Genomic DNA, 26,326 nt, shown 5'->3' on the forward strand with positions numbered 1-26,326 from the left:
CTGACTCACGGCTCACGATCCGGCGTTGACGTTGGCAAGGACGGCGGCGGCGACCGCGAGGACCACGGAACCCGCGAGCAGGGCGCTCAGGTAGGTCTGCACGTTGCCGGTCTGGGACCGGCGGACGAGGGTGCCGAGCAGCCGGGGTCCGGCGCCGGCGCCGCGTACGTACGTGTCGACGACCTCGCGGTCGAGGAAGCGGACGAGTGTCGCGGCGGCCTCTACGGGGCGTACGAACAGCGCGGCGTAGACGGCGTCGAGGTGGAATCCGGCGGCCGCGTGGGGGTGGAGCGGTCCGAGCAGGGCGCGGCCGGGGTCGGGGGCGGTGGTCGCGAGGGCGGCGGCGCGCTGCCACATGCCGTACGTGAGCACCGCTCCGAGTACCGCGGCGCCCGTGCCGAGCACGGAGGTGAGCAGGGTCGGGCTCAGCTCGTGGCCGTCGAACCAGTCGGGGAGCAGCCCGGCGGTGAGGCCGAAGCCGACGGTCGGCACGGCGAGCAGCCACAGCACGCCGGTCATGGCGAAGGGCTGGCGGCCGTGGTCGGGGGCCTGTTCGCCGCGGCCGCGGAAGGCCAGCAGCCACAGGCGGGTGGCGTAGGCGGCGGTCAGCAGGGCGGTGAGGACGCCGGCGACGAGGACGGTCCAGCCGGCCGCCGAGGGGGCGATGTCCGAGTGGCCGACGGCCGTCTGCTCGGCGGCGACGAGGACGGCTTCCTTGGAGAAGAAGCCGGCGAAGGGCGGCAGGGCGGCGAGGGCGAGCAGCGCGATCGTCATCGTCCAGAAGACGTCGGGGACGCGCTTGGCCAGGCCGTCCATGCGGGACATGGCGGCCAGGGAGTTCGTCCCCGCGGCGTGGATGATCACGCCGGCGCCGAGGAAGAGCAGCGCCTTGAAGAAGCCGTGGGACAGGAGGTGGAAGACGGCGGCGCCGCGGTCGCCGACGGCCAGCGCGCCGGTCATGTAGCCGAGCTGGCCGACCGTGGAGTAGGCGAGGACGCGCTTGATGTCGTCCTGGGCGAGGGCGGCCAGCGCCGAACCGACCATCGTCACGGCCGCCATGACGGCCATGACCACGAGTGCGGCCTGGGAGGCCGCGAAGACCGGGAGGAGGCGGGCGATGAAGTAGACGCCGGCGGCGACCATCGTCGCGGCGTGGATCAGCGCGGAGACCGGGGTGGGGCCCGCCATGGCGTCCGGGAGCCAGGTGTGCAGCGGGAACTGCGCGGACTTGCCCGCGACGCCGGCCAGCAGCAGGAGGGCGATCAGGGTCGGGTGGTCGAGGCCGCCCGAGGCCACGGCGCCCAGGATCTTGGTGATCTGGAAGGAGCCGGCGTCCACGGCGAGCGCGAACATGCCGAAGAGGAAGGGCACGTCGCCGAGCTTGGTGACCAGGAAGGCCTTGAGGGAGGCGGCGCGGGCCGCCTCGGTCTCCCAGTAGTGGCCGACCAGGAAGTACGAGCAGATGCCCATGATCTCCCAGCCGACCAGCAGCACCATCAGGTCGCCGGAGTAGACGACGAGCAGCATGGCGGCGGTGAAGAGGGACACCAGGGCCGCGTACGAGGAGTAGCGCGGGTCCTCGCGGAGGTACGCCGTGGAGTACAGCTGGACGCAGGTGGCGACGATGCCGACGAGGACCGCCACGAGGACGGCGAAGCCGTCGAGGTGGAGGGAGAGCTCGATCGGCACCGAGCCGGTCGGGGTCAGCTCGGTCGCGGCGTCGATCGCCTTGCCGCCGCCTTGGCGGGCGGCGACGAGGACGGCCAGGACTGCGGCCGCCAGGGTGGGCAGCACGGCGAGCGGGCGCACGTAGCCGGGGGCCTTGCGGCCGAGCAGCAGTCCGGTCACCGCGCCCAGGAACGGCAGGACGGGGACGAGGACGGCGAGGGTCGTGGTGGTCACGCGGCGGCTCCGGTGGCGCGGTCGACCTCGCCGACGGGCTGGGCGGTCTCGGTGGTCGGGGCGGGCTCGTGGCTCTCGGCGGTGTCGCGCAGCCGGTCGATGTCGGCGGTGCCGCGGTTGCGGTACACCATCAGCACGATCGCCATGCCGATGCCGATTTCGGCGGCGGCGATGGCGATGGTGAAGAGGGTGAGGGCCTGGCCGGCGTGCAGGGTGTCGCGGAGCCAGACGTCGAAGGCCACCAGGTTGAGGTTGACGGCGTTGAGCATCAGCTCGACGGACATCAGCACCAGGATGGCGTTGCGGCGGGCGAGCACTCCGTAGAGGCCGGTGCAGAAGAGGAGGGCCGCGAGGACGGCGGGGTAGGCGAGGTGCATCAGCGCTGCTCCTTACCGGAGCCGTCGGTGGCCGGGCTCTTGCGGGACAGGACGATCGCGCCGACGAGCGCCGCCAACAGCAGGACGCTCAGCGCCTCGAAGGGCAGGACCCAGTGGCGGAACAGGATCTCGCCGGTGACCTTGGTGCTGCCCTGGGCGGGCCCGTCGAGGTCGATCCAGGTGGTGCGGAAGGCGTCGACGACCACCCAGACGAGCGCGCCCGCGGCGGGCAGGGCCACGGCGAGGGCGGCCGGGCGGTTGCCCGAGTCGGCGTCCGGGGACCGGCCGATGGGCGCCTTGGTGAGCATCAGGCCGAAGAGGAGGAGGACGACCACGGAACCGACGTAGATCAGTACCTGGACCCAGGCGATGAACTCCGCGGTCAGGAGGACGTACTCGACGGCGATGCCGCCGAGGGCCATGACCAGCCAGAGGGCCGCGTGGACCAGCTGCTTGGTGGTGACGGTGACCAGGGCGGCGCCGAGGGTGGCGATGCCGACGAGGACGAAGGCGATCTCGACACCGGTCGGGGAGAGGAAACCGGGGCCGGCGGTGGCGGCGAGGGTGAACGCGCTCATCGGTCGGCACCTCCCTCCGGGGCGGAGCCGGACGGGCTCTCGGGCGGGCTCGCGGGCGGGGTCTCGGCTTGGGGCTCGGCCGGGGTCGCGGCCCGGGTGGTCCCGGGTGAGGCCTCCGGCCGGGATCCCGGCTGGGCTTCCCGCTGGGCTTCCGGCCGGGCTTCCGGCCGGGCTTCCGGCTGGACTGCTGCCGCGGCGGCCGCGGCCGCGGCGGCGGCCTCCAGCTTCTCGGCGGTCTTGCGGGCGGCTGCGATCTCCTTGGGCTCCTCGGCGGCCGGGTCGAGGGCGGGCGGCGCCGGGACCGTCCACATCCACTCGCGCAGCTTGTCGCGCTCGTGGGTGAGTTCGAGGATGTCCGTCTCCGCGTACTCGAACTCCGGCGACCAGAAGAGGGCGTCGAAGGGACACACCTCGATGCAGATGCCGCAGTACATGCAGAGGGAGAAGTCGATGGCGAACCGGTCGAGGACGTTGCGGCTGCGCTCGCGGCCGCCGGGTGCGGCCGCCGGCACCGTCTCCTTGTGGGAGTCGATGTAGATGCACCAGTCGGGGCACTCGCGCGCGCACAGCATGCAGACCGTGCAGTTCTCCTCGAACAGTCCGATGACGCCGCGGCTGCGCGGCGGCAGTTCGGGCTGGACGTCGGGGTACTGGGCGGTGTGCGACCTCTTGGTCATCGTCCGCAGCGTGACGGCGAGGCCCTTGGCCAGGCCGGATCCGGGGATGGGCATTATCCGATCGCCACCTTCACGATGCCGGTGAGCGCGATCTGAGCGAGCGCGAGCGGGATGAGTGTGGTCCAGGCGAGCTTCTGGAGCTGGTCCTCGCGCAGGCGGGGGTAGGTCACCCGCAGCCAGATCACGCCGAAGGCGAGGATCGCGACCTTCAGGAGGGTCCAGACCCAGCCGAGGCCGTCGCCGCCGAAGGGGCCGTGCCAACCGCCGAGGAACAGGACGGTGGTCAGGCCGCAGAGGATGACGATGCCGGCGTACTCGGCGAGCAGGAACAGCGCGAAGCGCAGGCCGGTGTACTCGGTGTACGCGCCGAAGATGATCTCCGAGTCGGCGACCGGCATGTCGAAGGGCGGACGCTGGAGTTCGGCGAGGCCCGCGGTGAAGAAGACCAGGGCGCCGACGATCTGCCAGGGCAGCCACCACCATTCGAACGCCTCGACGATGCCGGGGAGGGACACGGTCCCGGCGGCCATGGCGACGGAGGCGGCGGCGAGCAGCATGGGCAGCTCGTACGCGAGCAGCTGGGCGGCCGTGCGCAGGCCGCCGAGCAGGGAGAACTTGTTGGCGGAGGCCCAGCCGGCCATGAGGCTGCCGAGGACTCCGACGCCCATCACGGCGAGCGCGAAGAACACGCCCGCGTCGACGACCTCGCCGACGGCGCCCTCGCCGGGGCCGATCGGGATGACGAGGAGGACCAGGAGGTAGGGCAGCAGCGCGACGGCGGGCGCGAGCTGGAAGATCCGCCGGTCGGCGTTGGCCGGGACGATGTCTTCCTTCTGCGCGAACTTCACGCCGTCGGCGACGAGCTGGGCCCAGCCGTGGAAGCCGCCTGCGTACATGGGGCCGAGGCGGCCCTGCATGTGGGCCATGACCTTGTGTTCGGTCTGCCCGATGACGAGGGGCAGCACAAGGAAGACCACGAAGACGACGATGAGTCGCAGCGCGACGTCGAGGACGTCGTTCACGCGGTGCCTCCGGTGTCGGGTTCGGGGTGGGGGTCGGTGCCGGTGCCGGTGTCCGAGTCGGTGCCGGTGTCCGAGTCGGTGCCGGTGTCCGAGTCGGCGTCCGCCGGGGCCGCCGGGGCCGCCTTCGGGCGGCGGGGCGCGGAGGTCTCGGGGGCGGCTGCCGCCTCGTCCTGTCCGGGCGCGGGCTCGGTCTCGGCGGGCGAGGCCGGTTCGACGGCGGGCTCGGCCTCGGGCTCCGCCGCGGGCGCGGCGGGCGAGGCGGTTTCGGCGGCGGGCGCCGCCGGGGCCGGTCGTTCCGCGGCCGGGGCCGCTTCGGCCGCCGGGGGCGGGGCCGGTTCGGTGGCCTCGGCCGGGGTGGGGGCGTCGTAGGCGGGGCGGGCGTGGTGCCAGGGGGCGTCCGCGCTGCGGGGAGCCGGGCGGGCGGGCTGCGCGGCCGGAGCCGGGGCGGCCTGGCTGGCCGAGCCGTCCGCGGCCGAGCGGCTGCGCCGCGGCGGACGGGCCGCGGGCGTCGCCGGGGCCCCCGCCGCGTCCGGGGTCGTCGGAACGGACGGAGCCGCTTCCGTCGACGGGCCGGATTCCGTGCCCGGGGCGGATTCCGTGGCCGGGCCGGATTCCGTGGCCGCGGCGGATTCCGTGGCTGCGGCGGATTCCGTGGCCGGGGCCGCCTGGCTGGCGGAGCCGTCCGCGGTGGTGCGGGAACGGCGCGCGGGAGCGCCCTCGGCCGTGGTGGTGCCTTCGGCCGCGGTGGCGCCGGGCGTGCCTTCGGCGGCTGCGGCGCGCGGGGTGCGGCGGGGCGGGGTGCCCTCGGCGGCGGCCGCGCGCGGGGTACGGGCGGGGGCGCCCTCGGCGGCCGGGGCGCCCTCGGCGGCCGGGGCGCCCTCGGCGGCCGGGGCGCCCTCGGCGGCCGGGGCGCCCTCGGCGGCGGCGCGCGGGGTACGGCGGGCCGGGGCGTCGCCCGCGGCGCGCGGGGTGCGGGCCGGGCGGGCCGGGGCCGGCGGGAGCTGGCCCTTCATCGGACCCCAGTCGTTGGGGTCCGGGACGCCCGGCGGCAGCATCTGGCGGCGCTTCGGGCCGCCGTGGTCCGCGCCCTCGCCCGGCTCCTTCGCGCCCGGCCACGCCTTGGCCACGCGCGCCGCGAGGACGAAGTCCTTGCGCAGCGGGTGCCCTTCGAAGTTCTCGGGGAGCAGCAGCGGGACCAGGTTCGGGTGGTCGGTGAAGGTGACGCCGAACATCTCGTACGTCTCGCGCTCGTGCCAGGCCGCGCCCGCGTAGACGGGGATGGCGGTCGGCAGCGAGGGGGCGGAGTGCGGGACGGTCGTACGGAGCAGCAGGCGGCGGACGCGGCCGCCTTCCAGGGCGGCGACGTGCGCGCACACCCGGAAGCCGGTGCCCGGTTCGTCGACCGCGCTCAGCCAGTCGAAGTAGGTGCAGCCCAGCTTGTCGCGGGCGATTTCGAGCGCGGCGATCCAGCTGCCGACGGGCACGTCGACGGTCAGCAGGTCGTAGGCGGACTCGGCGGTCGCCTCGACTCCGAAGATCTCGGTGACGTTGCCGGGGAGTTCGTCGTACTGGTTCACGGCCGGTTCTCCCCCGGGGTGTCGCCGGCGGACGGCGCCTGGTCGTCGTCGGCGGACGGCGCGGCTTCGGCGGCCGCCGCGGACGGCTCTGCCGAACCGGCGGACCCGGCCGGTGCAGCCGACCCTGCAGAGCCGCCCGGCGGGGGCGGCGGGGTGACCAGGCCGCTGGTCAGGGCGGCGACGGAAGGAGTTGCCGAGCTGTAGCGCTCTTCGAGCGACTCTCGGGCGATCTTCTCCTGGAGCTTGAGAATTCCCTGGAGCAGGGCCTCCGGGCGGGGCGGGCAGCCGGGTACGTAGACGTCGACCGGAATGATCTGGTCCACGCCCTTCGTGACGGAATACGAGTCCCAGTACGGGCCGCCGCAGTTGGAGCAGGCGCCGAAGGAAATCACGTATTTCGGCTCGGGCATCTGCTCGTAGAGCCGCTTCACGGCGGGTGCCATCTTGTCCGTGACCGTGCCGGACACGATCATCAGGTCGGCCTGCCGGGGACCGGGCGCGAACGGGATCACGCCGAGGCGGATGAAGTCGTGCCGGGCCATGGAAGCCGCGATGAACTCGATCGCGCAGCAGGCGAGCCCGAAGTTGAAGACCCACAGGCTGTAGCGGCGGCCCCAGTTGAGGACCACTTTCATCGGCTCCGGGGCGAGGCGGGAGAGCACTCCCAGCCTCTTGGGCTCGGGCAGCAGTTCCGGTGTCACGTCCATTCGAGGACGCCCTTCTTCCATGCGTAGAGCAGGCCGACGGCCAGGAAGCCCAGGAAGATGAACATCTCCACCAGGGTCGTGGCGCCGTATCCGGCGGCGGCGAACACGGTCGCCCACGGGAACAGGAAGATCGAGTCCACGGCGAAGATGACGTAGAGGAACGCGTAGACGTAGTAGCGGACCTGGGTGTGCGCCCAGCCCTCGCCGACGGGGTCCACACCGCATTCGTACGTCAGCAGCTTCTCGGGGGTCGGCACCATCGGCCGCAGCAGCCGGCCGGCGCCGAACGCCACGGCGACGAAGAGCACGCCGATCACGGCGAGTACGCCGACGACCGAATAGCTCCGGAAATATTCGGCTGCGAGCACCGTCACGGTCGAAACCGTCGGGTCGTCCGGCACGTCCGCTCCTCGCTCCCTGCCCTGTCCACGATCGTTACGGACGGGAGTCTAGGGCCTGCCTCACACGGGGTGGGGTTATCCCCCGTTCACCGTCCCCTGGCCACCCCATGGCACGAGCCGCGCAGGACACGGCAGGCTGTCCCGCATGACCGCGACCATCCTCGTCCCCGACGACTCCCGCAGCGACGACCGGCTGCCGCCCGTACGACCCGTGTTCGCCGCGGCGACGGTGCGCGAGATGACGTACCTCTTGACCAACCTTCCAATGACGATCATCGGATTTGTTTACGTAGTTGTCATGATTGGCGTCGCGGGCGCGCTGTCCGTGACCGCAGTCGGTCTGCCCCTGCTCGCATTCGGTCTGCTCGGGTCACGGCAGCTGGGCAAGCTCGAACGGGCGCGGGCCCGCGTACTGCTCGGCGTCCGCGTCGACGAGCCGACGCCTATCCCGGCGCGCGGGGGTTTCGCGGGCCTCCTCCCCTGGCTGTGGACGAGCCTGAAGGACCCGGTGGCCTGGCGGACCGTGCTGTACGACGCGATCCGGCTGCCCTGGGGCGTGCTCTGCTTCGCGGTGGTGACCTGCGGGGTGTTCGTCGCCTGGCCGGTGCTGCCGTACGTGATGCGGGGGATGACGCAGCTGGACCGGGCGATGGTGCGCGGGCTGCTCTCGCCGTCGGACGAGCTGGAACGGCGCATCGCGGAGCTGGAGTCGGACCGGGGCGTGGTCGTGGACACCGCCGCCGCCGACCTGCGCCGCATCGAACGCGACCTGCACGACGGCGCGCAGGCCCGGCTGGTCGCACTCGCGATGGGGCTGGGCATGGCCAAGGAGAAGCTGCTGGAGGACCCGGACGCGGCGGCGCGGATGGTCGACGAGGCGCACGGCGAGGTGAAGATCGCCCTCCAGGAGCTGCGCGACCTGGCCCGCGGCATCCACCCGGCCGTGCTCACCGACCGCGGACTGGACGCCGCGCTGTCCGCGGTGGCCTCGCGGTGCACGGTGCCGGGCGGGGTGCGCGTCTCGGTGGACCTGCCGGCGCGGCCGGCGGAGGCGATCGAGGGGATCGCGTACTTCACCGTCTCCGAGCTGCTCCAGAACATCAGCAAGCACGCGCGGGCCGGCACCGCGAGCGTCGAGGTGTGGCGGGCCGGGCCGCGGGTGCTGATCAGGGTGTCGGACGACGGGCGCGGGGGCGCGCGGACGGACCGCGGGTCCGGGCTGGCCGGCCTCGCGGAACGGCTGGGTGCGGTGGACGGCGTCTTCTTCGTCGACTCTCCCGAGGGCGGCGGCACCGTGGTCACGGCGGAGCTGCCGTGGCGCGACCGCCCTGCGGTGCGCGCCTGAGCCGTACGGGGTCGCGCGCCTGAGCCGTACGGGGTCGCGCGCCTGAGCCGTACGGGGTCGCGCGCCTGAGCCGTACGGGGTCGCGCCCCTGACCCGTAGGGGGTCACGCCCCCGACCCGTACGGAGTCGCGCCCCTGACCGGTACGGGGCCGAGGCCCGCGACCCCTTTCCGGACGTCAGCCTCGCCGGCGTTTGAGGCGCGGGTCCGGGCGGAGCCCGGTGCCCGGCGTCAGCCGGGTTGGTCGTTGGGGCTCCGCCCCAAACCCCGCGCCTCAAACGCCGGCGAGGCTGGAAGTCGCCCCAGTGCCCCGCTTCAAACGCCGGTGAGGCCGGGACGGGCGCCGCCCGAGGCCGGGCCTCAAACGCCGGCGGGGCCGGCAGTGGCTCGCTCAGGCCGAAGGCGCGCCGCACACGCCGTCCCCAGGGTGGGGATAACCCCCGATCGGGACACCGACGTGCTCCATGGCCCCGGAAGGGTGCCGGCGGCGAGGCTTGGTGCAGGCAGGAAACGGCAGATCAAGCAGACCAAGCGGACCGGGCAGATCAGACGCACGGACGGACGGGCGGACTCATGGACAGCAACAAGGGCGGGGCCCTCCACCGGCTCCCCGCGGCGCTCCGCGCCCCGGTCGAGGCACGGACCTGGCGGGAGTTCGGGCACCTGATGCTCGGCCTGCCACTGAGCGTCGTGTACTTCTCGCTCGCGATCGTCGCGCTCAGCGCCGGAGCGGGGCTGCTGGTCACCTTCCTGGGGATCCCGGTGCTCGCCGCGGGGCTGGCGATGTGCCGCGGGTTCGGGTCGGTCGAGCGGGCCCGGGCGCGGGCGCTGCTGCGGACCGAGGTGGAGCCGCCGGAGCCGGTGCGGGCCCGCAAGGGCGGTGCGTTCGGCTGGATGGGCGCGATGCTCAAGAGCGGCGCCTCGTGGCGGCACATGCTCTACGCGGTGATCCACTTCCCGTGGGCGGTGTTCACGTTCACGGTCGCCCTGGTCTTCATGGTCTACGGCTGGGCGCTGCTGTTGTACCCGCTCTGGCACTGGGTGTTCCCGACCTTCACGGACCAGCCGGGACTCCAGCTGTTCCAGAACGGCGACTACAGCTTCTACCTCGACTCCCCCGCCCGGATCGCCCTGACCTCGTTGATCGGCCTGGGGTTCACCCTGGTCACGCCGTGGCTGGTACGCGGCTTCGCGGGGGTGGACCGGGCGCTGATCCGCGGGCTGCTCGGGCCGTCCCGGCTGGCGACCCGTGTGACCGAGCTGGAGTCGGACCGGGGCGTGGTCGTGGACACCGCCGCCGCCGACCTGCGCCGCATCGAACGCGACCTGCACGACGGCGCGCAGGCCCGGCTGGTCGCCCTCGCCATGGACCTGGGCCTGGCGAAGGAGAAGCTCGCGGAGGACCCGCAGGCCGCGGCGCGGATGGTCGACGAGGCGCACGGCGAGGTGAAGATCGCCCTCCAGGAGCTGCGCGACCTGGCCCGCGGCATCCACCCGGCCGTTCTGACCGACCGCGGACTGGACGCCGCGCTGTCCGCGGTGGCGTCCCGGTGCACGGTGCCGGGCGGGGTGCGCGTCTCGGTGGACCTGCCGGTGCGGCCCGCTCCGGCGATCGAGGGGATCGCGTACTTCACCGTCTCCGAGCTGCTCCAGAACATCAGCAAGCACGCGCGGGCCCGCACCGCGAGCATCGAGGTGTGGCGGGCGGCCGACCGGCTGCTGATCCAGGTCGCCGACGACGGGCGCGGGGGTGCGGCGGCCGGGGCGGGCAGCGGGCTGTCGGGGCTGGCGGAGCGGATCGGCGCGGTGGACGGGGTGCTGGTGGTGGAGTCGCCTGAGGCCGGCGGCACCCGGGTGACCGCCGAGCTCCCCTGGCGCGGCTGAGCCCGCCCCTGCGGCCGGGACCGGCACTCCGCCGCACCGTTACGGACTCGGCGCCTGCGCGTGCGGACGCGTACCGGCCCCCGCAGGTGCGGACCCCGCCCTTCCGCCCCGGACCGTCACTTCCCCGCCATGTGCGGACCGGGCGCCTCCGCGTCCGGCCCCGTTCACACGCCCGTCCGTGAGCCCGGATCCGACCCCGGATCCGGGCTCCGACGCGCACCCCCACAACCCCTCTGACCTGCGAATTCGCTACCCCCGACCGGACTCCGCCCACCCGGTGGGTCGATCTGCGCTCCGTCCCGCCTCGAGACTGGGATGCTTTGCTCTGCCAGGTAAGAACGAGCGAATGCGGGGCGCGAAATCGTGGACGACAGGGTGCGGGTGGTCATCGCCGAAGATTCGGTGCTGCTCCGTGATGGCCTGACCCGGCTGCTGACCGACCGGGGGCACGACGTCGTCGCCGGCGTCGGCGATGCCGACGCGCTGATCAAGACGATCGACGGGCTGGCCGCGGACGGCGCGCTGCCGGACGTGGTGGTGGCCGATGTCCGGATGCCCCCCACGCACACCGACGAGGGGGTGCGGGCAGCGGTGCGGCTGCGCGCCACGCACCCCGGCATAGGCGTGCTCGTGCTGTCGCAGTACGTGGAGGAGCAGTACGCCACCGAGCTGCTGGCAGGGTCCAGCACCGGGGTGGGCTACCTCCTCAAGGACCGGGTGGCCGACGTGCGCGAGTTCGTCGACGCCGTGGTCCGCGTGGCGCGGGGCGGCACGGCGCTCGACCCGGAGGTCGTGGCCCAGCTGCTGGGCCGCAGCCGCAAGCAGGACGTACTCGCGGGTCTGACCCCCCGCGAGCGCGAGGTGCTGGGCCTGATGGCCGAGGGCCGTACGAATTCCGCGGTCGCGAAGCAGCTGGTCGTGAGCGACGGAGCGGTCGAGAAGCACGTGAGCAACATCTTCATGAAGCTCGGCCTGTCGCCCAGTGACGGGGATCACCGGCGTGTGCTGGCCGTGCTCACCTATCTGAATTCCTAGACACCTGACACCCTGTCAGATATCGGCGCCGGAGGGCTGCCGGCGGCTGACCGGAGTGGCGCAGAATCCACCGCCAGGGCAAGCCGCACCCGGGGGCCGCGAGGTCTCAAAGTGCGGTCCAGAAAATGAGCGACCCGGGGAAGGACACCCTTACCGACGTAGGGTTGGCCTTGGGACGCCGTCGCCTCGAAGGAGGTCCAGTTCAGTGACCAGCCAGGTCAGTAGCCCGGCCGAGCAGGCCGGCGGGGCAGCAGGGGCTGTCGTCGGCGAGCAGCGGACGCCCGCGGCCTCCGGCGAGAAGGAAGTCCGCCGCCTCGACCGCGTGATCATCCGTTTCGCGGGTGACTCCGGTGACGGCATGCAGCTCACCGGTGACCGCTTCACCTCGGAGACCGCGTCGTTCGGGAACGACCTCTCGACGCTGCCGAACTTCCCCGCCGAGATCCGTGCGCCCGCCGGCACGCTGCCGGGCGTTTCCTCCTTCCAGCTGCACTTCGCCGACCACGACATCCTCACTCCGGGTGACGCCCCGAACGTGCTGGTCGCCATGAACCCGGCCGCGCTGAAGGCGAACATCGCCGACGTGCCGCGCGGCGCGGAGATCATCGTCAACACCGACGAGTTCACCAAGCGGCCGATGGCCAAGGTGGGCTACGAGACCTCCCCGCTGGAAGACGGCTCGCTGGAGGCGTACAACGTCCACCCGGTGCCGCTGACCACGCTGACGGTCGAGGCCCTGAAGGACTTCGGGCTGTCCCGCAAGGAGGCCGAGCGCAGCAAGAACATGTTCGCGCTGGGCCTGCTCAGCTGGATGTACCACCGGCCGACCGAGGGCACCGAGAAGTTCCTGCGGGCGAAGTTCGCGAAGAAGCCCGAGATCGCCGAGGCGAACGTCGCGGCCTTCCGCGCGGGCTGGAACTTCGGCGAGACCACCGAGGACTTCGCGGTCTCGTACGAGGTCGCCCCCGCGACCAAGGCGTTCCCCACCGGCACGTACCGCAACATCTCCGGGAACCTGGCCCTGTCCTACGGCCTGATCGCGGCCGGCCGTCAGGCCGACCTGCCGCTCTACCTGGGCTCCTACCCGATCACCCCGGCCTCGGACATCCTGCACGAGCTGTCGAAGCACAAGAACTTCGGCGTGCGCACCTTCCAGGCCGAGGACGAGATCGCGGGCATCGGCGCGGCGCTCGGCGCCGCCTTCGGCGGCTCCCTCGCGGTGACCACCACCTCCGGCCCCGGCGTGGCGCTGAAGTCGGAGGCCATCGGCCTGGCGGTCTCCCTGGAGCTGCCGCTGCTGATCGTGGACATCCAGCGCGGCGGCCCGTCCACCGGTCTGCCGACCAAGACAGAGCAGGCCGACCTGCTGCAGGCCATGTACGGGCGCAACGGCGAGGCCCCGGTCCCGGTGGTCGCCCCGAAGACGCCCGGCGACTGCTTCGACGCGGCGCTGGACGCGGCCCGGATCGCGCTGACCTACCGGACGCCGGTCTTCCTGCTGTCCGACGGCTACCTCGCCAACGGCTCCGAGCCGTGGCGGATCCCGGACCTGGACGACCTGCCCGACCTGCGGGTCCAGTTCGCGACCGGCCCGAACCACGAGCTCGCGGACGGCACCGAGGTCTTCTGGCCGTACAAGCGGGACCCGCAGACCCTGGCCCGCCCCTGGGCGGTGCCGGGCACTCCGGGCCTGGAGCACCGGATCGGCGGCATCGAGAAGCAGGACGGCACGGGCAACATCTCCTACGACCCGGCCAACCACGAGTTCATGGTCCGCACCCGGCAGGCCAAGATCGACGGCATCGACGTCCCGGACGTCGAGGTCGACGACCCCGACAACGCCCGGACCCTGGTCATCGGCTGGGGCTCCACGTACGGCCCGATCACGGCGGCCGTGCGCCGGCTGCGGCTCGCCGGGGCCCCCATCGCGCAGGCCCACCTGCGCCACCTCAACCCGTTCCCCCGGAATCTGGGCGAGGTCCTGAAGCGTTACGACAAGGTAGTGGTTCCGGAGATGAACCTCGGCCAGCTCGCCACCCTGATCAGGGCGAAGTACCTGGTCGACGCGCAGTCGTACAACCAGGTCAACGGAATGCCGTTCAAGGCGGAGCAGCTCGCGACGGTTCTCAAGGAGGCCATCGATGTCTGAGACGACGGCGGAACCCGCCTCCCACCACTCCCTGCTCTCCCTCGTGCCCAAGGCCGAGGCCAAGCAGTCGATGAAGGACTTCAAGTCCGACCAGGAAGTCCGCTGGTGCCCGGGCTGCGGCGACTACGCGGTGCTCGCCGCGGTCCAGGGCTTCATGCCCGAGCTGGGCCTGGCGAAGGAGAACATCGTCTTCGTCTCGGGCATCGGCTGCTCGTCGCGTTTCCCGTACTACATGAACACGTACGGGATGCACTCGATCCACGGCCGCGCCCCGGCCATCGCGACGGGCCTCGCGTCCTCGCGCCGGGACCTGAGCGTGTGGGTGGTCACCGGTGACGGCGACGCGCTGTCCATCGGCGGCAACCACCTGATCCACGCCCTGCGCCGGAACGTCAACCTCAAGATCCTGCTGTTCAACAACCGGATCTACGGTCTGACCAAGGGCCAGTACTCGCCGACCTCCGAGGTCGGCAAGCTCACCAAGTCCTCCCCGATGGGCTCGCTGGACGCGCCCTTCAACCCGGTGTCCCTCGCGATCGGCGCCGAGGCCTCCTTCGTGGCCCGGACCGTGGACTCCGACCGCAAGCACCTCACCGAGGTGCTGCGCGCCGCCGCCGACCACAACGGCACGGCGCTGGTCGAGATCTACCAGAACTGCAACATCTTCAACGACGGCGCGTTCGAGGTCCTCAAGGACAACGAGCAGGCGCAGGAGGCCGTGATCCGGCTGGAGCACGGGCAGCCGATCCGCTTCGGCGTGGACCTGCACAAGGGTGTGGTGCGGGACCCGGCCACCGGCGACCTCCAGGTCGTCGAGGTGACCCCGGAGAACGAGTCGCGGATCCTGGTCCACGACGCGCACACGGCCAGCCCGACCACCGCGTTCGCCTTGTCCCGGCTGGCCGACCCGGACACCCTGCACCACACGCCGATCGGTGTGTTCCGCAGCGTGGAGCGGGCCGTCTACGACACGCAGATGTCGGACCAGCTGGACACCGCCATCGAGCAGAACGGCAAGGGCGACCTGAGCCGGCTCCTCACCGGCAACGACACGTGGACGGTCGTCGGCTGACGCCGCACCGCCCGCACGGCGCACGAGGCCCGGATCTCCCTCAGGAGGTCCGGGCCTGGCCGCGTGCCGTCCCGGCCCCGCCGTCCGGTGTCACGGCCTCGCCCTTCGCCGTCCCGGCCCCGCCGTCCGGTGTCACGGCCTCGCCGGGTGCCGTCCGGACCCCGTCGTACGCCGCCCGGGCCCGCTGCACGTCGGCGGTGCGGTGCTCGGTCCAGCGGGCCAGCGCCCAGACCTGCTCGGCGGCCTCCCGGCCCATGGCGGTGAGCGAGTAGTCCACCCGGGGCGGGATCACCGGCTTGGCGTCGCGCAGCACGAAGCCGTCGCGCTCCAGCGTGCGGAGGGTCTGGGCCAGCATCTTCTCGCTGACCCCGCCGACCTCGCGGCGCAGCTCGCTGAAGCGGTACGAGCGCTCGAAGAGCGCGGCCAGCACCAGCACGCCCCAGCGGCTGGTGACGTGTTCGAGCACGCCGCGCGAGGGGCACATCGGGGCCTTCACACTTACTTCCACACCAGTACCTTACTTCAAAGTGGGTACTTACGAATGGATAGCGCTCTCCGTAGGGTGGTGCCCACCACGAGAACACGCCCTCGACACGGGAGACAACCATGAGCATCGTCGTCACCGGAGCCACCGGAGCCCTCGGCCGCCTCGTCATCCGGGAGCTGCTGGCCACCGTCCCCGCCGCCGGCATCGCCGCGGTCGTACGCGACGAGAAGAAGGCCGCGGACCTGGCCGCGCAGGGCGTGGAGCTGCGGGTGGCCGACTACGGCGACCCGGCCGCCCTCGCCGGCGCCTTCCGGGCCGGCGACCGGGTGCTGCTGATCTCCGGCAGCGAGGTCGGCCGGCGGATCCCCCAGCACACCGCCGTGATCGAGGCCGCGAAGGCGGCCGGGGTGGCCCAGCTCGCGTACACCGGGATCCTCGGCGGCCCCGAGGCCGACTTCGAGCTGGCCGCCGAGCACCGGGCCACCGAGCGGGCGGTCCTCGACTCGGGCCTGCCCCACACCTTCCTGCGCAACGGCTGGTACCACGAGAACTACACGGCCCAGCTGGGCCCGGTGCTGGCGCACGGCGCGGTGGTGGGCAGCGCCGGCGAGGGCCGGATCGCCTCCGCGGCCCGCGCCGACTACGCGGCCGCCGCGGCCGCGGTGCTGACCGGCGAGGGCCACCTGGGCCGGGCGTACGAACTCAGCGGTGACACCGCCTGGAGCCTGGCGGAGTACGCGGCCGAGGTCGCGGCCCGCTCCGGCCGGGAGGTCTCGTACGCGAACGTGTCGGCCGACGCGCACCTGTCGGTCCTGACCGGTGTCGGGGTCCCCGAGCCGATGGCCGCGATCCTCGTCGACGTGGACGCCGCGATCGCGCGCGGGCGGCTCGCCGGCACCAGCGGGGACCTGTCCCGGCTGATCGGCCGCCCGACGACCCCGGTCACGGACGCGATCGACGAGGCACTCACCGCGGCGGCCCTCTGAGTGTCATGAGCATCTCGCTACTTTGGGCATGACAGAAGGGCCTTCGCGGCGCTACGGTCGTCAGGTTGGCTTGAAGTCGTCCAGGAGGGCCCGTGAAGTCAGGCAGCGAGCAGCGGGCAGGTTTGCTCTACGGATTCGGCGCGTACGGAATGTGGGGGCTGGTCCCCCTGTTCTGGCCACTGCTCAAGCCGTCCGGCGCGATCGAGATCCTCGCCCACCGGATGGTGTGGTCGCTCGGCTTCGTCGCCGTCGCCCTGCTGGTGATGCGGCGCTGGGGGTGGATACGCGACCTGCTGCGCCAGCCCCGCAAGCTCGCCCTGACCGCGGTCGCGGCCTCCGTGATCACCGTCAACTGGGGCGTGTACATCTGGGCGGTCAACGCGGGCCAGGTGGTCGAGGCCTCCCTCGGCTACTTCATCAACCCGCTGGTCACCATCGCGATGGGCGTCCTGATCCTCGGCGAACGACTGCGGCCCGCCCAGTGGACCGCGGTCGGCATCGGCTTCGCGGCGGTGCTCGTGCTCGCCGTCGGATACGGCCGGCCGCCGTGGATCTCGCTGGTCCTGGCCTTCTCGTTCGCCACGTACGGCCTGATCAAGAAGAAGATCAACATCGGCGGCGTGGAATCGCTGGCCGCCGAGACCGCCGTCCAGTTCCTGCCCGCCCTGGGCTACCTGCTGTGGCTGGGCTCCACCGGCGAGTCCACCTTCACCAGCCAGGGCGGCGGGCACCTGGCCCTGCTCGCCGCGACCGGCATCGTCACGGCCGTGCCGCTGGTCTGCTTCGGGGCGGCCGCGATCCGGGTGCCGCTGTCCACGCTGGGCCTGCTCCAGTACCTCGCCCCGGTCTTCCAGTTCGCCCTGGGCGTCGTCTACTTCCACGAGGCGATGCCGCCGGAGCGGTGGGCGGGCTTCGGCCTGGTCTGGGCCGCGCTGGTACTGCTCACCTGGGACGCCCTGCGCACGGCCCGGCGGAACCGCGCGGCGGCCGCCGCCCTCGCGGCCCGAACGGCGGACACCGCCGGGGCCGGGGCCACCGCAGCCACAGCCACCGGAGCCGTCACGGGCGAAGCCGCCGCCGGAACCGCGACTCAAGCCGTGGCCGAAACCGCGTCGACGGGTGTCGCCGCACCCGGAAGCGGGACCTCCGTGTCCGCCGCCCGGGAACCCGCGTAACCACCCCATATACCCCAGCAGTCGCCCGCACCCCCAGGGGTGCGGGCGACTGTCCGTTTGACGAACAAGGCTGACCGGATTCCGCTCTTGACGGGGTGTCACACTCTCGCTGAACATCGGGCTCGCACAGACGCTCTATCCCCGCACGTTCCGTTCCCATCCCCGTACGGAATCCCGGAGCCCCCACATGAGCTTCTCCGTTTCCGGGCGTCTGGCCGCTGCCGCCGCACTCGCGGTTGCCGGTCTCGTCGCCTCGACCGCCCCCGGCGCACTCGCCGCCCCCGCCGCGGCGACCGCCGCCCCCACCCCGCCCGACATCCCGCTGGCCAACGTCAAGGCACACCTGACGCAGCTCCAGACGATCGCCACGAACAACGGCGGCAACCGCGCCCACGGCCGCACCGGCTACAAGGCGTCGATCGACTACGTGAAGGCCAAGCTGGACGCGGCCGGGTACACGACGACCCTGCAGACCTTCACCTCCAGCGGCGCCACCGGCTACAACCTCATCGCCGACTGGCCGGGCGGCGACCCGAACTCGGTGCTGATGGCCGGCTCCCACCTGGACTCGGTGAGCTCCGGCGCCGGCATCAACGACAACGGCTCCGGTTCCGCGGCCGTCCTGGAGACCGCGCTGGCCGTCTCCCGGGCCGGGCTGCAGCCCACCAAGCACCTGCGCTTCGGCTGGTGGGGCGCGGAGGAGCTGGGCCTGATCGGCTCGAAGTACTACGTGAACAACCTGCCGGCCGCCGAGCGCGCGAAGGTCTCCGGCTACCTGAACTTCGACATGATCGGCTCGCCGAACCCGGGCTACTTCGTCTACGACGACGACCCCACCATCGAGCAGACGTTCAAGACGTACTTCTCGGGCCTCGGCGTACCCACCGAGATCGAGACGGAGGGCGACGGCCGCTCCGACCACGCCTCCTTCAAGAACGTGGGCATACCCGTCGGCGGTCTGTTCACGGGCGCGAGCAACGCCAAGACCGCGGCGCAGGCCCAGAAGTGGGGCGGCACCTCCGGCCAGGCCTTCGACCGGTGCTACCACTCGTCGTGCGACACCACGACGAACATCAACGACACCGCCCTGGACCGCAACAGCGACGCCGTCGCGTACGCGATCTGGAACCTGGGTGCGAGCACTCCGGTCCCGCCCGGCCCGTCCTTCGAGAACACCGCGGACGTGAACATCCCGGACTCCCCGGGAGCGGCCGTCACCTCGCCGATCACGGCCTCCGGCGTCACGGGCAACGCGCCCGCCACCACCAAGGTGGACGTCAACATCGTCCACACCTACATCGGTGACCTGAAGGTCGACCTGGTCGCCCCCGACGGCACCGTCTACACCCTGCACAACCGCACCGGCGGCAGCGCCGACAACCTCGTCCAGTCGTACACCGTGAACGCCTCCAGCGAGGTCGCCAACGGCGTCTGGAAACTCCAGGTGAAGGACCTGGCCGGACAGGACGTCGGCTACATCAACAGCTGGAAGATCACCTTCTAGTCCGGCCGGTCGGACGGCGGCGGGGCCGGGGACAGCGGTTCGCGGATGCGGGCGCGCAGCTCCTCGGCCACCGCCGCGATGTCGGCCCGGCCGAGCTTCGCGGCCTCGACGAGGTCGCCGAGGTCCTCGGGCGAAGGAAGCGTACGGGCCCCGGCCACCCGCAGGTACGAGCGGGTGGCCGCGGCCGCGTAGAACTCGTTCATCGGCGAGGCCAGCGCAGGGCACACCGCGAGCGTGTGCAGGAACGCGGCGGCCCGCCAGGCCGTGTCGGGGGCGGGCTGTTCGGGCACGAGCACCAGGTCACTCTGGTGCCGGGCGACCGCCGCCTCGACCCCGGAGGGGTCCCAGACGGCCGGGTCGGAGGGCAGATGGTGGGCCAGAGCGGTCCAGGCCCACTCCATGGTGATCTTCAATTCCCGAACCGCTCCTGGAAGTAGCCCCAGTGGTCCGCGAACTCCTCGACACCGGTGAGGAAACTGCGCCGGTCCTCGTCAAGTTCGCGCTCGGTGACCTCGGTGATCAGCGCGGTGACGGTCGTCCCCAGCGCCGCCGCACGCGCCTTGAGGCGGTCGTGGAACTCTTCGTCCAGGCGGATGGTGACGTGTCTCGACATGACGTCACCGTACAGCGGGCGCGCTGTACGCAGGACCGGAACGGCGCCGGGGTGGCCGGGGACACACTGCCCCGGGCCACCCCCGCGCCGCGCCGGGTCACTTGGCGGAGTCGGCCGCCTTCACGAGTGCGTCCTTGGTGACGGCGCCGACGTAGACGGTGCCGTCGTCCGTGATCAGCGCGTTGACCAGGCGGGTCGAGAAGACCCGGCCCTCGCCGAACTTCCCGGAGACCTTGTCGCCGAGCGCGTCCAGGAACTGCTGGGCCTCCTTGGGGACGTCCTTGCTCTCCTCGACCGCGTTCAGGCCCTTGCCGCCCGGCACCTGGATCCGCGCGACGGACGCCCAGCCCTCGCCGAGGACCTTCACGTCCTTGGGGCCCTCGCCGGCCGCGCCGCCGGCGATGCCGCCCAGGCCCGGCAGGGAGTCGAGCATGCCCGGGCCCGTCCACTCCTCGTGGCCGGCGCCGTCGCCCTCCTCGCCGCCCTCGGTCACCTCGGCGCCCTTGGGCGGGGTGAAGGCGAAGGTGTCCGCGGCCGGCTTGCCGAAGTCGACCTTGGTGAAGCCCGCGTCCACGATCGGCTTGCCGCCGCCGGACGACAGCAGCCGGAAGCGCAGCGGCACGCCGTTCTTCGCGTCCACCGCGATCTGTACGGAGCCGACGGTGGAGCCGCTCTGCTTGGGCGTCAGGACCAGCTGGTAGGCGTCCCGGCCGGCCACCTGCGCGGTGTCGCCGACGCTCACGGTGGTGGTCGTGCCGGCGGCCTTCAGCACCTCCTGGGCGAGCTGCTGCGGGGTGCCCGGCATCCGGTCGGCGGTCTTCTTCTCCGCCCGGTGTTCCGGGGCGCCGTCCTGGCGCTCGTGGAAGACCTGGTTCGACTTGCTGTCCCAGCCCCACACGTCGCGGCCGTTGTGGACGAGGCTGTACTGGTCCTTGCCGTCCAGGAAGGTGAGCTTCTGGCGGTCCGGGCCGTCGGCCGCGACCCGGATGGTGTGGGTGCCGGTGGCCAGCTCGGTGAGCTTCTGCTCGGGGCTCGCGGAGCCGGAGCCGCCGGCGCCCGACCCGCCGCCCAGGCCGCCGAGCAGACCGCCCGCCAGGGACGGCAGGCCCAGGTCCGTGCTGATCTTCGCGGTGCCCGACAGCTGCTCCACGTCCGAGGCGGCGATCTTCTCGATGAGCTGCTGCGCGGTGACCTTGGGGAGGTCGGGGCCGCCGGCGTTGGCCAGGGCCGGGACGGCCGCGATGGTCGCCGCGGCCACACCCGCGACCGCGATCGGTACGACGTACCGTGCTGCCTTGCGGCGGCCCGCGCGGAGGTCTGCGACCGCTTCGGGGCCGTCGACCGGAGTCTGTGCGTCGTTCGGTGCCATGTCTGCTGCCCTACCTCTGTGTACGGCGGCGCCTGCCCGTATGTACGTGTGCGTGTGCACGTCCACCCCGCGCCGCCTGCTTCACCCGATGTGGTGGGGATGGTGTGGTTCCATCTGACCAAATCGGGCGCGGCAAAGCGTCAGACCGCGGAATCAACTCCGCGTACTACGCAGGGATGACAACCAACACCCCCAGCTCCCCCATCCCGTAGGGGAAACCCCACCCCCAAAGGCCCACCCCGGGCCTCGCCGGCCCTTGAGGCGAACCTCAGCCCGAGCGGGCCATCTTCAGCCTCGCCGGCGTTTGAGGCGCGGGGTTTGAGGCGGAGCCCCAAGAGCAACCCGGCTCCGCCGGGCACCGGGCTCCGCCCGGACCCGCGCCTCAAACGCCGGCGAGGCTGGGAGTTGCCCCTCGGCCAGCCGGCGAGGCTGGGAGTTGCCACCCGGGCAGCCGGCGAAGCTGAAGGCGGCGCCAGGTCAGCCGGCGAGGCTGAAGGTGGCGCAGGGTCAGACGGCGAGGCTGGGAGTTGCCCCTCGGCCAGCCGGCGAGGCTGGGAGTTGTCACCCGGGCAGCCGGCGAGGCTGAAGGCGGCGCCAGGTCAGCCGGCGAGGCTGAAGGTGGCGCAGGGTCAGACGGCGGAGCCGGGGGGCAGCCGGTCGGGCGGGGGGGGTTCAGCCGGCTCGGTGGACTACGGCGTCGCAGAGTTCCACGAGCGCGGACTTGGCGAAGCACTCGGGGAGCGGGGCCAGCGCAGCACGCGCCTCCTGCGCATAGCGGACCGTGTCCCGCCGGGCCATGTCCAGCGCCGGATGCACCCGCAGCCGCGCCAGCGCCTCCGCGTGCCGCGCATCGTCGGTCAGGTCCCCGTCGAGGAGTTCGAGGAGTTCGAGGTCCTCGGCCCGGCCGTCCCGCTCCGCGATCTCGCGCAGCCGCAGCACCGGCAGCGTGGGGATGCCCTCGCGCAGGTCGGTGCCGGGGGTCTTGCCGGACTCGTGCGAGTCGGAGGCGATGTCCAGGACGTCGTCGGCCAGCTGGAAGGCGACGCCGAGCCGCTCGCCGTACTGGGTGAGGACGTCGACGACGCCCTCGTCGGCGCCGGCCATCATCGCGCCGAACCGGCAGGAGACGGCGACCAGGGAGCCGGTCTTGCCCGCCATCACGTCGAGGTAGTGCTCGACCGGGTCGCGACCGTCGCGCGGGCCGGCGGTCTCCAGGATCTGGCCGGTGACGAGCCGTTCGAAGGCCTCGGCCTGGATGCGGACGGCCTCCGGGCCGAGGTCGGCCAGGATGTGCGAGGCGCGCGCGAAGAGGAAGTCGCCGGTCAGGACGGCGACGGAGTTGCCCCAGCGGGTGTTGGCGCTGGGCACCCCGCGCCGCACGTCGGCCTCGTCCATGACGTCGTCGTGGTACAGCGTCGCCAGGTGCGTGAGCTCCACCACGACGGCGGAGGGCACGATCCTGGGCGCGTACGGGTCGCCGAACCGGGCCGCGAGCATCACCAGCAGCGGCCGGAAGCGCTTGCCGCCGGCGCGGATCAGGTGCTGGGCCGCCTCCGTGATGAAGGGGACCTCGCTCTTGGTGGCTTCGAGCAGACCCTCCTCGACGGCGGCCAGTCCGGCCTGGACATCGGTCTCAAGAGCCTGGTCCCGCACGCTCAGTCCGAACGGCCCGACGACGGTCACGAGGGGTACTCCTGTCTGCTGACGATCACACGGATTGTCGATGTGTCGCTGCCATCACTCAAGGCAGCGTATCCGGTCCATTTTCGATCACCGAGAGCACCCGGGCGCCACCTCCCGCGCAATGCCCGAACAGCCCCGGTATGTTCATGGGCAGCCCATAAATACGGGAGAGAGAGTTTTGTCCAGAATTACGACCGACCTACAGCCCGGTGAACCGGAGCCGGATCCGGCGGCGGACCAGCCGCCGGCGGCCGACGACCACGCCTTCCTCGGGCACCCCCGGGGCCTGGCGACCCTCTCCGGGCTGGAGGTCTGGGAGCGGTTCTCGTTCCTCGGCATGCAGGCCATCCTCGTCCTCTACTTCGCGGACACCGTCGCACACGGCGGGCTGGGGATGTCTCCCGGAACCGCGGCCTCCGTAGCGGCGGCCTACGGAACCATGGTCTACCTCGTGTCCGTCGCCGGCGGCTGGCTCGCCGACCGGATCCTCGGCTCGTACCGCGCCGTCCTCTGGGGCGGCGTCCTGATCGCCTGCGGCCACTACACGATGGCCGTGCCGAGCGCCGCCGCCACCTGGGCCGGCCTCGGCCTGATCAGCGCCGGCACCGGCCTGCTCAAGCCCAACGTCGCCACCATGGTCGGCAAGCTGTACCGCACCGACGACGACCGCCGGGACGCCGGCTTCGCCCTCTACTACATGGGCATCAACATCGGCGCCTTCGCGGGCCCGCTGATCACCGGCTGGCTCGGCGACCACAAGGGCTGGCACTGGGGCTTCTCCGCGGCCGCCGTCGGCATGACGGCCGGCCTGGTCCAGTACGTGGCCGGCCGCCGCCACCTCGCCGGGCGCAAGCACTCCGCCGAGTTCGCGCTCGCCCCGGACGCCATGCGGCGCGCCGTCCGGCTGATCGTCGGCGGGCTGCTGGCCCTCGCGGTGCTGTGCGGGCTGCTGGCCGCCGCCGGCTGGCTGACCATGGACCGGTTCGTGGACGTGCTCACCCTCGTCTCGGTGATCGCCCCGGTCGCGTACTTCACGGTGATGTTCCGCAGCCCCCGGGTGACTCCCGAGGAGCGCGGCCGGCTGCGCCCGTACGTGGTGCTCTTCCTCGCCTCCGTCGCCTTCAACTTCATCCTCTTCCAGGCGTACTCGACGATGATGCTGCTCGCCTCGACGAACGCCCGGACCACGATCCTCGGCTTCGACTTCCCGGCGAGCTGGTACGCCTCCGCGCTCGGCGCGTTCGAGGTGGCGCTCGCCCCGGTGGTCGCGGCCGTCTGGGCGCGGATGGGCCCGCGCCAGCCGCACGCCTCCAACAAGATCGCCATCGGCGTGATCCTCGGCGGCCTGTCGTTCCTGCTGATGGTCCTGCCCACCTCGGGGCACCCCGACGACTCGTACACGATGGCGGCCTGGTGGATCGTCGGCTCGTACCTGCTGCTCGGCCTCGGCGACATCCTGCTGGAGACCTCGGGCATGTCGGCGACGACCAAGCTGGCGCCCAAGGCCTTCGGCAGCCAGACCATGGCCCTGTGGTTCCTCTCGCTGGCCCTCGCGAACGGCATCCAGGCCCAGGTCGTGAAGCTCTACGGCGAGGTCTCCACGCCCGCCTACTTCGGCGTCAACGGCGCCATCGCGATCGCCGCCGGCCTGGCCGTCATCGCCCTCGCGCCGTGGCTGCGGCGCACGATGCACCCCGTCCACTGAGGACCCGTCCACCGACAAGGCGCCGACGATGATCATCCGTACCGCGTTCCCGTACGAGACCACCCACGACGACGTCCGCATCCCCATGCCCGACGGGGCCCGGCTGTACGCGCGGATCTGGCGGCCGCTGACGGACGAACCCGTTCCCGCGCTGCTGGAGTACCTGCCGTACCGGCTGACCGACTGGACCGCGCCCCGCGACGCGCAGCGCCACCCCTGGTACGCCGGCCACGGCTACGCCTCCGTGCGCGTCGACGTGCGCGGGCACGGCAACAGCGAAGGCCGCCCCGGCGACGAGTACGACGCCCGGGAACTCGCCGACGGCGTCGCGGTCGTGGAGTGGCTGGCGGCGCAGCCCTGGTGCACGGGCTCCGTCGGCATGTTCGGCATCTCCTGGGGCGGCTTCAACTCCCTCCAGATCGCCGCCCTGGCCCCCGAGCCGCTGAAGGCCGTCGTGACGGTCTGCTCCACCGACGACCGCTACGACAACGACGTGCACTACATGGGCGGGTCGGTGCTGGCCGTCGACATGCACGCGTGGGCGGCGACGATGCTGGCCTTCGCGGCCCGGCCGCCGGACCCGCGCCACGTCGGCGACGGCTGGCGGGAGCAGTGGCTGGCGCGGCTGGACGCCGTCGAGCCGCTCGTCGACACCTGGCTGGCCCACCAGACCCGCGACGCCTACTGGAAGCACGGCAGCGTCTGCGAGGACTACGCCGCGATCGGCGCCGCGGTGCTGGCCGTGGGCGGCTGGCACGACCCGTACCGGGACACCGTCCTGCGGCTGGTCGAGCACCTGCCGAAGGACCGGGTGCGCGGGCTGATCGGCCCCTGGTCGCACCAGTACCCGGACCGCGGGCTGCCGCCGGGCCCGGCGATCGGCTTCCTCCAGGAGACCCTGCGCTGGTGGGACCACTGGCTGAAGGGCGAGGACACCGGGGTGCTGGCCGAGCCGCTGCTGCGGTCCTGGATCAGCGACCCGCACCCGCCCGCGACCAGCTACGCCGAGCTGCCCGGCCGCTGGGTCGGCGACGACGCCTGGCCCTCCCCCGCGGTCACCCCGGTCCGGTACGCGCTCCAGGGCCCGCCCGTCGTCGTCGCCTCGCCGCAGCACACCGGGGTGGACGCGGGCCGCTTCTTCCCCTTCGGCAACGACGCCGACCTGCCGCCCGACCAGCGCGAGGAGGACGCCAGGTCGGCGTGTTTCGAGTTCCCGGTCACGGACGCCCCGGTGGAGGTGCTGGGACGGCCCCGGGTGACGGTCCGGCTGCGGATGGACGTGCCGCACGGCCAGGTGATCGCCCGGCTCTGCGACGTCGCCCCCGACGGGTCGTCCACGCTCGTCACCCGTGGCGCGCTCAACCTGTCCGCCCGGGAGGGCCGCGACCGGGCGCGGTCCTGGCCGCCCGGCGCCGTCCAGGACGTCTCCTTCGAGCTCAACGGCATCGGGCACGCCTTCCCGCCCGGCCACCGGATCCGGCTCGCGCTGTCCTCCGCGTACTGGCCGTGGATCTGGCCGCGGCCCGGCTCCGAGGCCGGCTGGACCGTGGACCCGGCCGGCAGCTCCCTGGACCTGCCGGTGCGCGATCCGGCGGCCGGCCCCGGACCCGGCACCCCTTTCGAGCCGCCCGAGCAGTCCGCACCGCTGGGCGTGTCCTTCCCGGAGACCCTGGACGAGCCGCGCCCCGAACGGCTGGTCGTACGGGACGTGGCGCGCGGGGTGTGGCGGCTGGAGGTCGACCCCCGGTACGGCGGCACCCGGGTCTACCCGGACGGGCTGGAGTTCTCCGAGGACGCGCTGGAGACCTACACGATCCAGGAGGCCGACCCGCTGTCGGCGCGGACCCGGTCCGAGTGGCGGATCCGGCTGCACCGGCCGGACCTGGGCTGGGACACGCGGATCGAGACCCGTTCGGAGATCGGCTGCGACGAGGGGGCGTTCCTCACCTCGAACGAGCTGGTCTGCCGGGACGGCGAGGAGGTCGTCTTCCACCGCACCTGGGAGCGCCGGATCCCCCGCGAGGCGGGCTGACGCGGGCGCGGGCGGGCCGACACGGGCGTGGGCTGACGCGGCCGGGGC

22 protein-coding genes and 1 pseudogene are annotated in these 26,326 nt (G+C 72.5%); 10 read left to right on the forward strand and 13 right to left on the reverse strand.

Features of this window, described 5'->3' with window-relative positions:
* Positions 1 to 12 precede the first annotated feature (12 nt).
* The 8 genes from OG764_RS15575 to OG764_RS15610 are packed head-to-tail and all read right to left on the reverse strand — an operon-like array spanning position 13 to position 7,241.
* Complete coding sequence (locus tag OG764_RS15575; protein ID WP_328969014.1) at positions 13 to 1,902, reverse strand: NADH-quinone oxidoreductase subunit 5 family protein; 1,890 nt, start codon at positions 1,900 to 1,902, stop codon at positions 13 to 15.
* Complete coding sequence (nuoK, locus tag OG764_RS15580; RefSeq protein WP_328969015.1) at positions 1,899 to 2,279, reverse strand: NADH-quinone oxidoreductase subunit NuoK; 381 nt, start codon at positions 2,277 to 2,279, stop codon at positions 1,899 to 1,901. The genes OG764_RS15575 and nuoK overlap by 4 nt, the downstream gene beginning before the upstream one ends.
* On the reverse strand, positions 2,279 to 2,857 hold the full coding sequence (locus tag OG764_RS15585; protein ID WP_328969016.1) for an NADH-quinone oxidoreductase subunit J family protein: 579 nt from the start codon (positions 2,855 to 2,857) through the stop codon (positions 2,279 to 2,281). Before OG764_RS15585 ends, nuoK begins: the two co-directional genes overlap by 1 nt.
* Positions 2,854 to 3,591: a NuoI/complex I 23 kDa subunit family protein gene (locus OG764_RS15590; RefSeq protein ID WP_328973023.1), complete on the reverse strand. Its 738-nt coding sequence runs from the start codon at positions 3,589 to 3,591 to the stop codon at positions 2,854 to 2,856. Before OG764_RS15590 ends, OG764_RS15585 begins: the two co-directional genes overlap by 4 nt.
* Complete coding sequence (locus OG764_RS15595; RefSeq protein WP_328969017.1) at positions 3,588 to 4,556, reverse strand: complex I subunit 1/NuoH family protein; 969 nt, start codon at positions 4,554 to 4,556, stop codon at positions 3,588 to 3,590. The genes OG764_RS15590 and OG764_RS15595 overlap by 4 nt, the downstream gene beginning before the upstream one ends.
* Positions 4,553 to 6,133, reverse strand: coding sequence for an NADH-quinone oxidoreductase subunit C (locus OG764_RS15600; RefSeq protein WP_328969018.1), 1,581 nt, complete (start codon positions 6,131 to 6,133; stop codon positions 4,553 to 4,555). The genes OG764_RS15595 and OG764_RS15600 overlap by 4 nt, the downstream gene beginning before the upstream one ends.
* Entirely contained in the window at positions 6,130 to 6,840 is a 711-nt protein-coding gene (locus OG764_RS15605) for an NADH-quinone oxidoreductase subunit B (protein WP_328969019.1), read from the reverse strand. The genes OG764_RS15600 and OG764_RS15605 overlap by 4 nt, the downstream gene beginning before the upstream one ends.
* Positions 6,831 to 7,241: an NADH-quinone oxidoreductase subunit A gene (locus OG764_RS15610; RefSeq protein WP_328969020.1), complete on the reverse strand. Its 411-nt coding sequence runs from the start codon at positions 7,239 to 7,241 to the stop codon at positions 6,831 to 6,833. The genes OG764_RS15605 and OG764_RS15610 overlap by 10 nt, the downstream gene beginning before the upstream one ends.
* Positions 7,242 to 7,386: 145 nt before the next feature.
* Between OG764_RS15610 and OG764_RS15615 the strand changes: the two genes are divergently transcribed.
* The 5 genes from OG764_RS15615 to OG764_RS15635 all read left to right on the forward strand — a co-directional run bounded on the left by OG764_RS15615 (position 7,387) and on the right by OG764_RS15635 (position 14,724).
* On the forward strand, positions 7,387 to 8,586 hold the full coding sequence (locus OG764_RS15615) for a sensor histidine kinase (RefSeq protein WP_328969021.1): 1,200 nt from the start codon (positions 7,387 to 7,389) through the stop codon (positions 8,584 to 8,586).
* Positions 8,587 to 9,157: 571 nt separating this feature from the next.
* Positions 9,158 to 10,468, forward strand: a complete 1,311-nt coding sequence (locus OG764_RS15620) for a sensor histidine kinase (RefSeq protein ID WP_328969022.1) — start codon at positions 9,158 to 9,160, stop codon at positions 10,466 to 10,468.
* A gap of 375 nt (positions 10,469 to 10,843) precedes the next feature.
* Positions 10,844 to 11,503, forward strand: a complete 660-nt coding sequence (locus OG764_RS15625; protein WP_328973024.1) for a response regulator transcription factor — start codon at positions 10,844 to 10,846, stop codon at positions 11,501 to 11,503.
* Positions 11,504 to 11,708: 205 nt separating this feature from the next.
* Positions 11,709 to 13,652, forward strand: a complete 1,944-nt coding sequence (locus tag OG764_RS15630; protein WP_328969023.1) for a 2-oxoacid:acceptor oxidoreductase subunit alpha — start codon at positions 11,709 to 11,711, stop codon at positions 13,650 to 13,652.
* Positions 13,645 to 14,724: a 2-oxoacid:ferredoxin oxidoreductase subunit beta gene (locus OG764_RS15635; protein WP_328969024.1), complete on the forward strand. Its 1,080-nt coding sequence runs from the start codon at positions 13,645 to 13,647 to the stop codon at positions 14,722 to 14,724. Before OG764_RS15630 ends, OG764_RS15635 begins: the two co-directional genes overlap by 8 nt.
* A 154-nt stretch (positions 14,725 to 14,878) precedes the next feature.
* On the opposite strand, the pseudogene OG764_RS15640 reads toward OG764_RS15635, so the two are convergent.
* Positions 14,879 to 15,208: pseudogene (locus tag OG764_RS15640) on the reverse strand (winged helix-turn-helix transcriptional regulator); the annotation flags it as partial.
* Between the two features lie 122 nt (positions 15,209 to 15,330).
* Between OG764_RS15640 and OG764_RS15645 the strand changes: the two are divergent.
* From OG764_RS15645 to OG764_RS15655, 3 genes are all read left to right on the forward strand, one after another.
* The gene (locus OG764_RS15645; RefSeq protein ID WP_328969025.1) at positions 15,331 to 16,197 is read left to right on the forward strand and encodes an SDR family oxidoreductase; all 867 of its coding nucleotides are present in this window, start codon (positions 15,331 to 15,333) and stop codon (positions 16,195 to 16,197) included.
* A 92-nt stretch (positions 16,198 to 16,289) separates the two neighbouring features.
* Positions 16,290 to 17,372, forward strand: a complete 1,083-nt coding sequence (rarD, locus tag OG764_RS15650) for an EamA family transporter RarD (RefSeq protein WP_328969026.1) — start codon at positions 16,290 to 16,292, stop codon at positions 17,370 to 17,372.
* 187 nt (positions 17,373 to 17,559) lie between these two features.
* Positions 17,560 to 18,876: a M28 family metallopeptidase gene (locus OG764_RS15655; RefSeq protein ID WP_328969027.1), complete on the forward strand. Its 1,317-nt coding sequence runs from the start codon at positions 17,560 to 17,562 to the stop codon at positions 18,874 to 18,876.
* Here OG764_RS15655 and OG764_RS15660 read toward each other — a convergent pair.
* The 4 genes from OG764_RS15660 to OG764_RS15675 all read right to left on the reverse strand — a co-directional run bounded on the left by OG764_RS15660 (position 18,873) and on the right by OG764_RS15675 (position 22,541).
* Positions 18,873 to 19,289 (reverse strand): hypothetical protein, encoded by a 417-nt coding sequence (locus OG764_RS15660; protein WP_328969028.1) that lies wholly within the window; start codon positions 19,287 to 19,289, stop codon positions 18,873 to 18,875. The two genes, OG764_RS15655 and OG764_RS15660, sit on opposite strands and share 4 nt — an antisense overlap.
* Positions 19,286 to 19,489, reverse strand: coding sequence for a hypothetical protein (locus OG764_RS15665; RefSeq protein WP_328969029.1), 204 nt, complete (start codon positions 19,487 to 19,489; stop codon positions 19,286 to 19,288). The genes OG764_RS15660 and OG764_RS15665 overlap by 4 nt, the downstream gene beginning before the upstream one ends.
* 97 nt (positions 19,490 to 19,586) lie before the next feature.
* Positions 19,587 to 20,858, reverse strand: a complete 1,272-nt coding sequence (locus OG764_RS15670) for a LolA family protein (RefSeq protein ID WP_328969030.1) — start codon at positions 20,856 to 20,858, stop codon at positions 19,587 to 19,589.
* Between the two features lie 672 nt (positions 20,859 to 21,530).
* On the reverse strand, positions 21,531 to 22,541 hold the full coding sequence (locus OG764_RS15675; RefSeq protein ID WP_328969031.1) for a polyprenyl synthetase family protein: 1,011 nt from the start codon (positions 22,539 to 22,541) through the stop codon (positions 21,531 to 21,533).
* 187 nt (positions 22,542 to 22,728) lie between these two features.
* Between OG764_RS15675 and OG764_RS15680 the strand changes: the two genes are divergently transcribed.
* Together OG764_RS15680 and OG764_RS15685 are read left to right on the forward strand one after the other, a co-directional pair.
* The gene (locus tag OG764_RS15680; RefSeq protein ID WP_443056220.1) at positions 22,729 to 24,246 is read left to right on the forward strand and encodes a peptide MFS transporter; all 1,518 of its coding nucleotides are present in this window, start codon (positions 22,729 to 22,731) and stop codon (positions 24,244 to 24,246) included.
* 28 nt (positions 24,247 to 24,274) lie between these two features.
* Positions 24,275 to 26,278 carry a CocE/NonD family hydrolase gene (locus OG764_RS15685; RefSeq protein WP_328969032.1) on the forward strand — a complete coding sequence of 668 codons (2,004 nt, stop codon included), beginning with the start codon at positions 24,275 to 24,277 and terminating at the stop codon, positions 26,276 to 26,278.
* Positions 26,279 to 26,326: the final 48 nt, after the last annotated feature.

Source organism: Streptomyces sp. NBC_00239 (assembly GCF_036194065.1).
Classification (GTDB): Bacteria; Actinomycetota; Actinomycetes; order Streptomycetales; family Streptomycetaceae; genus Streptomyces.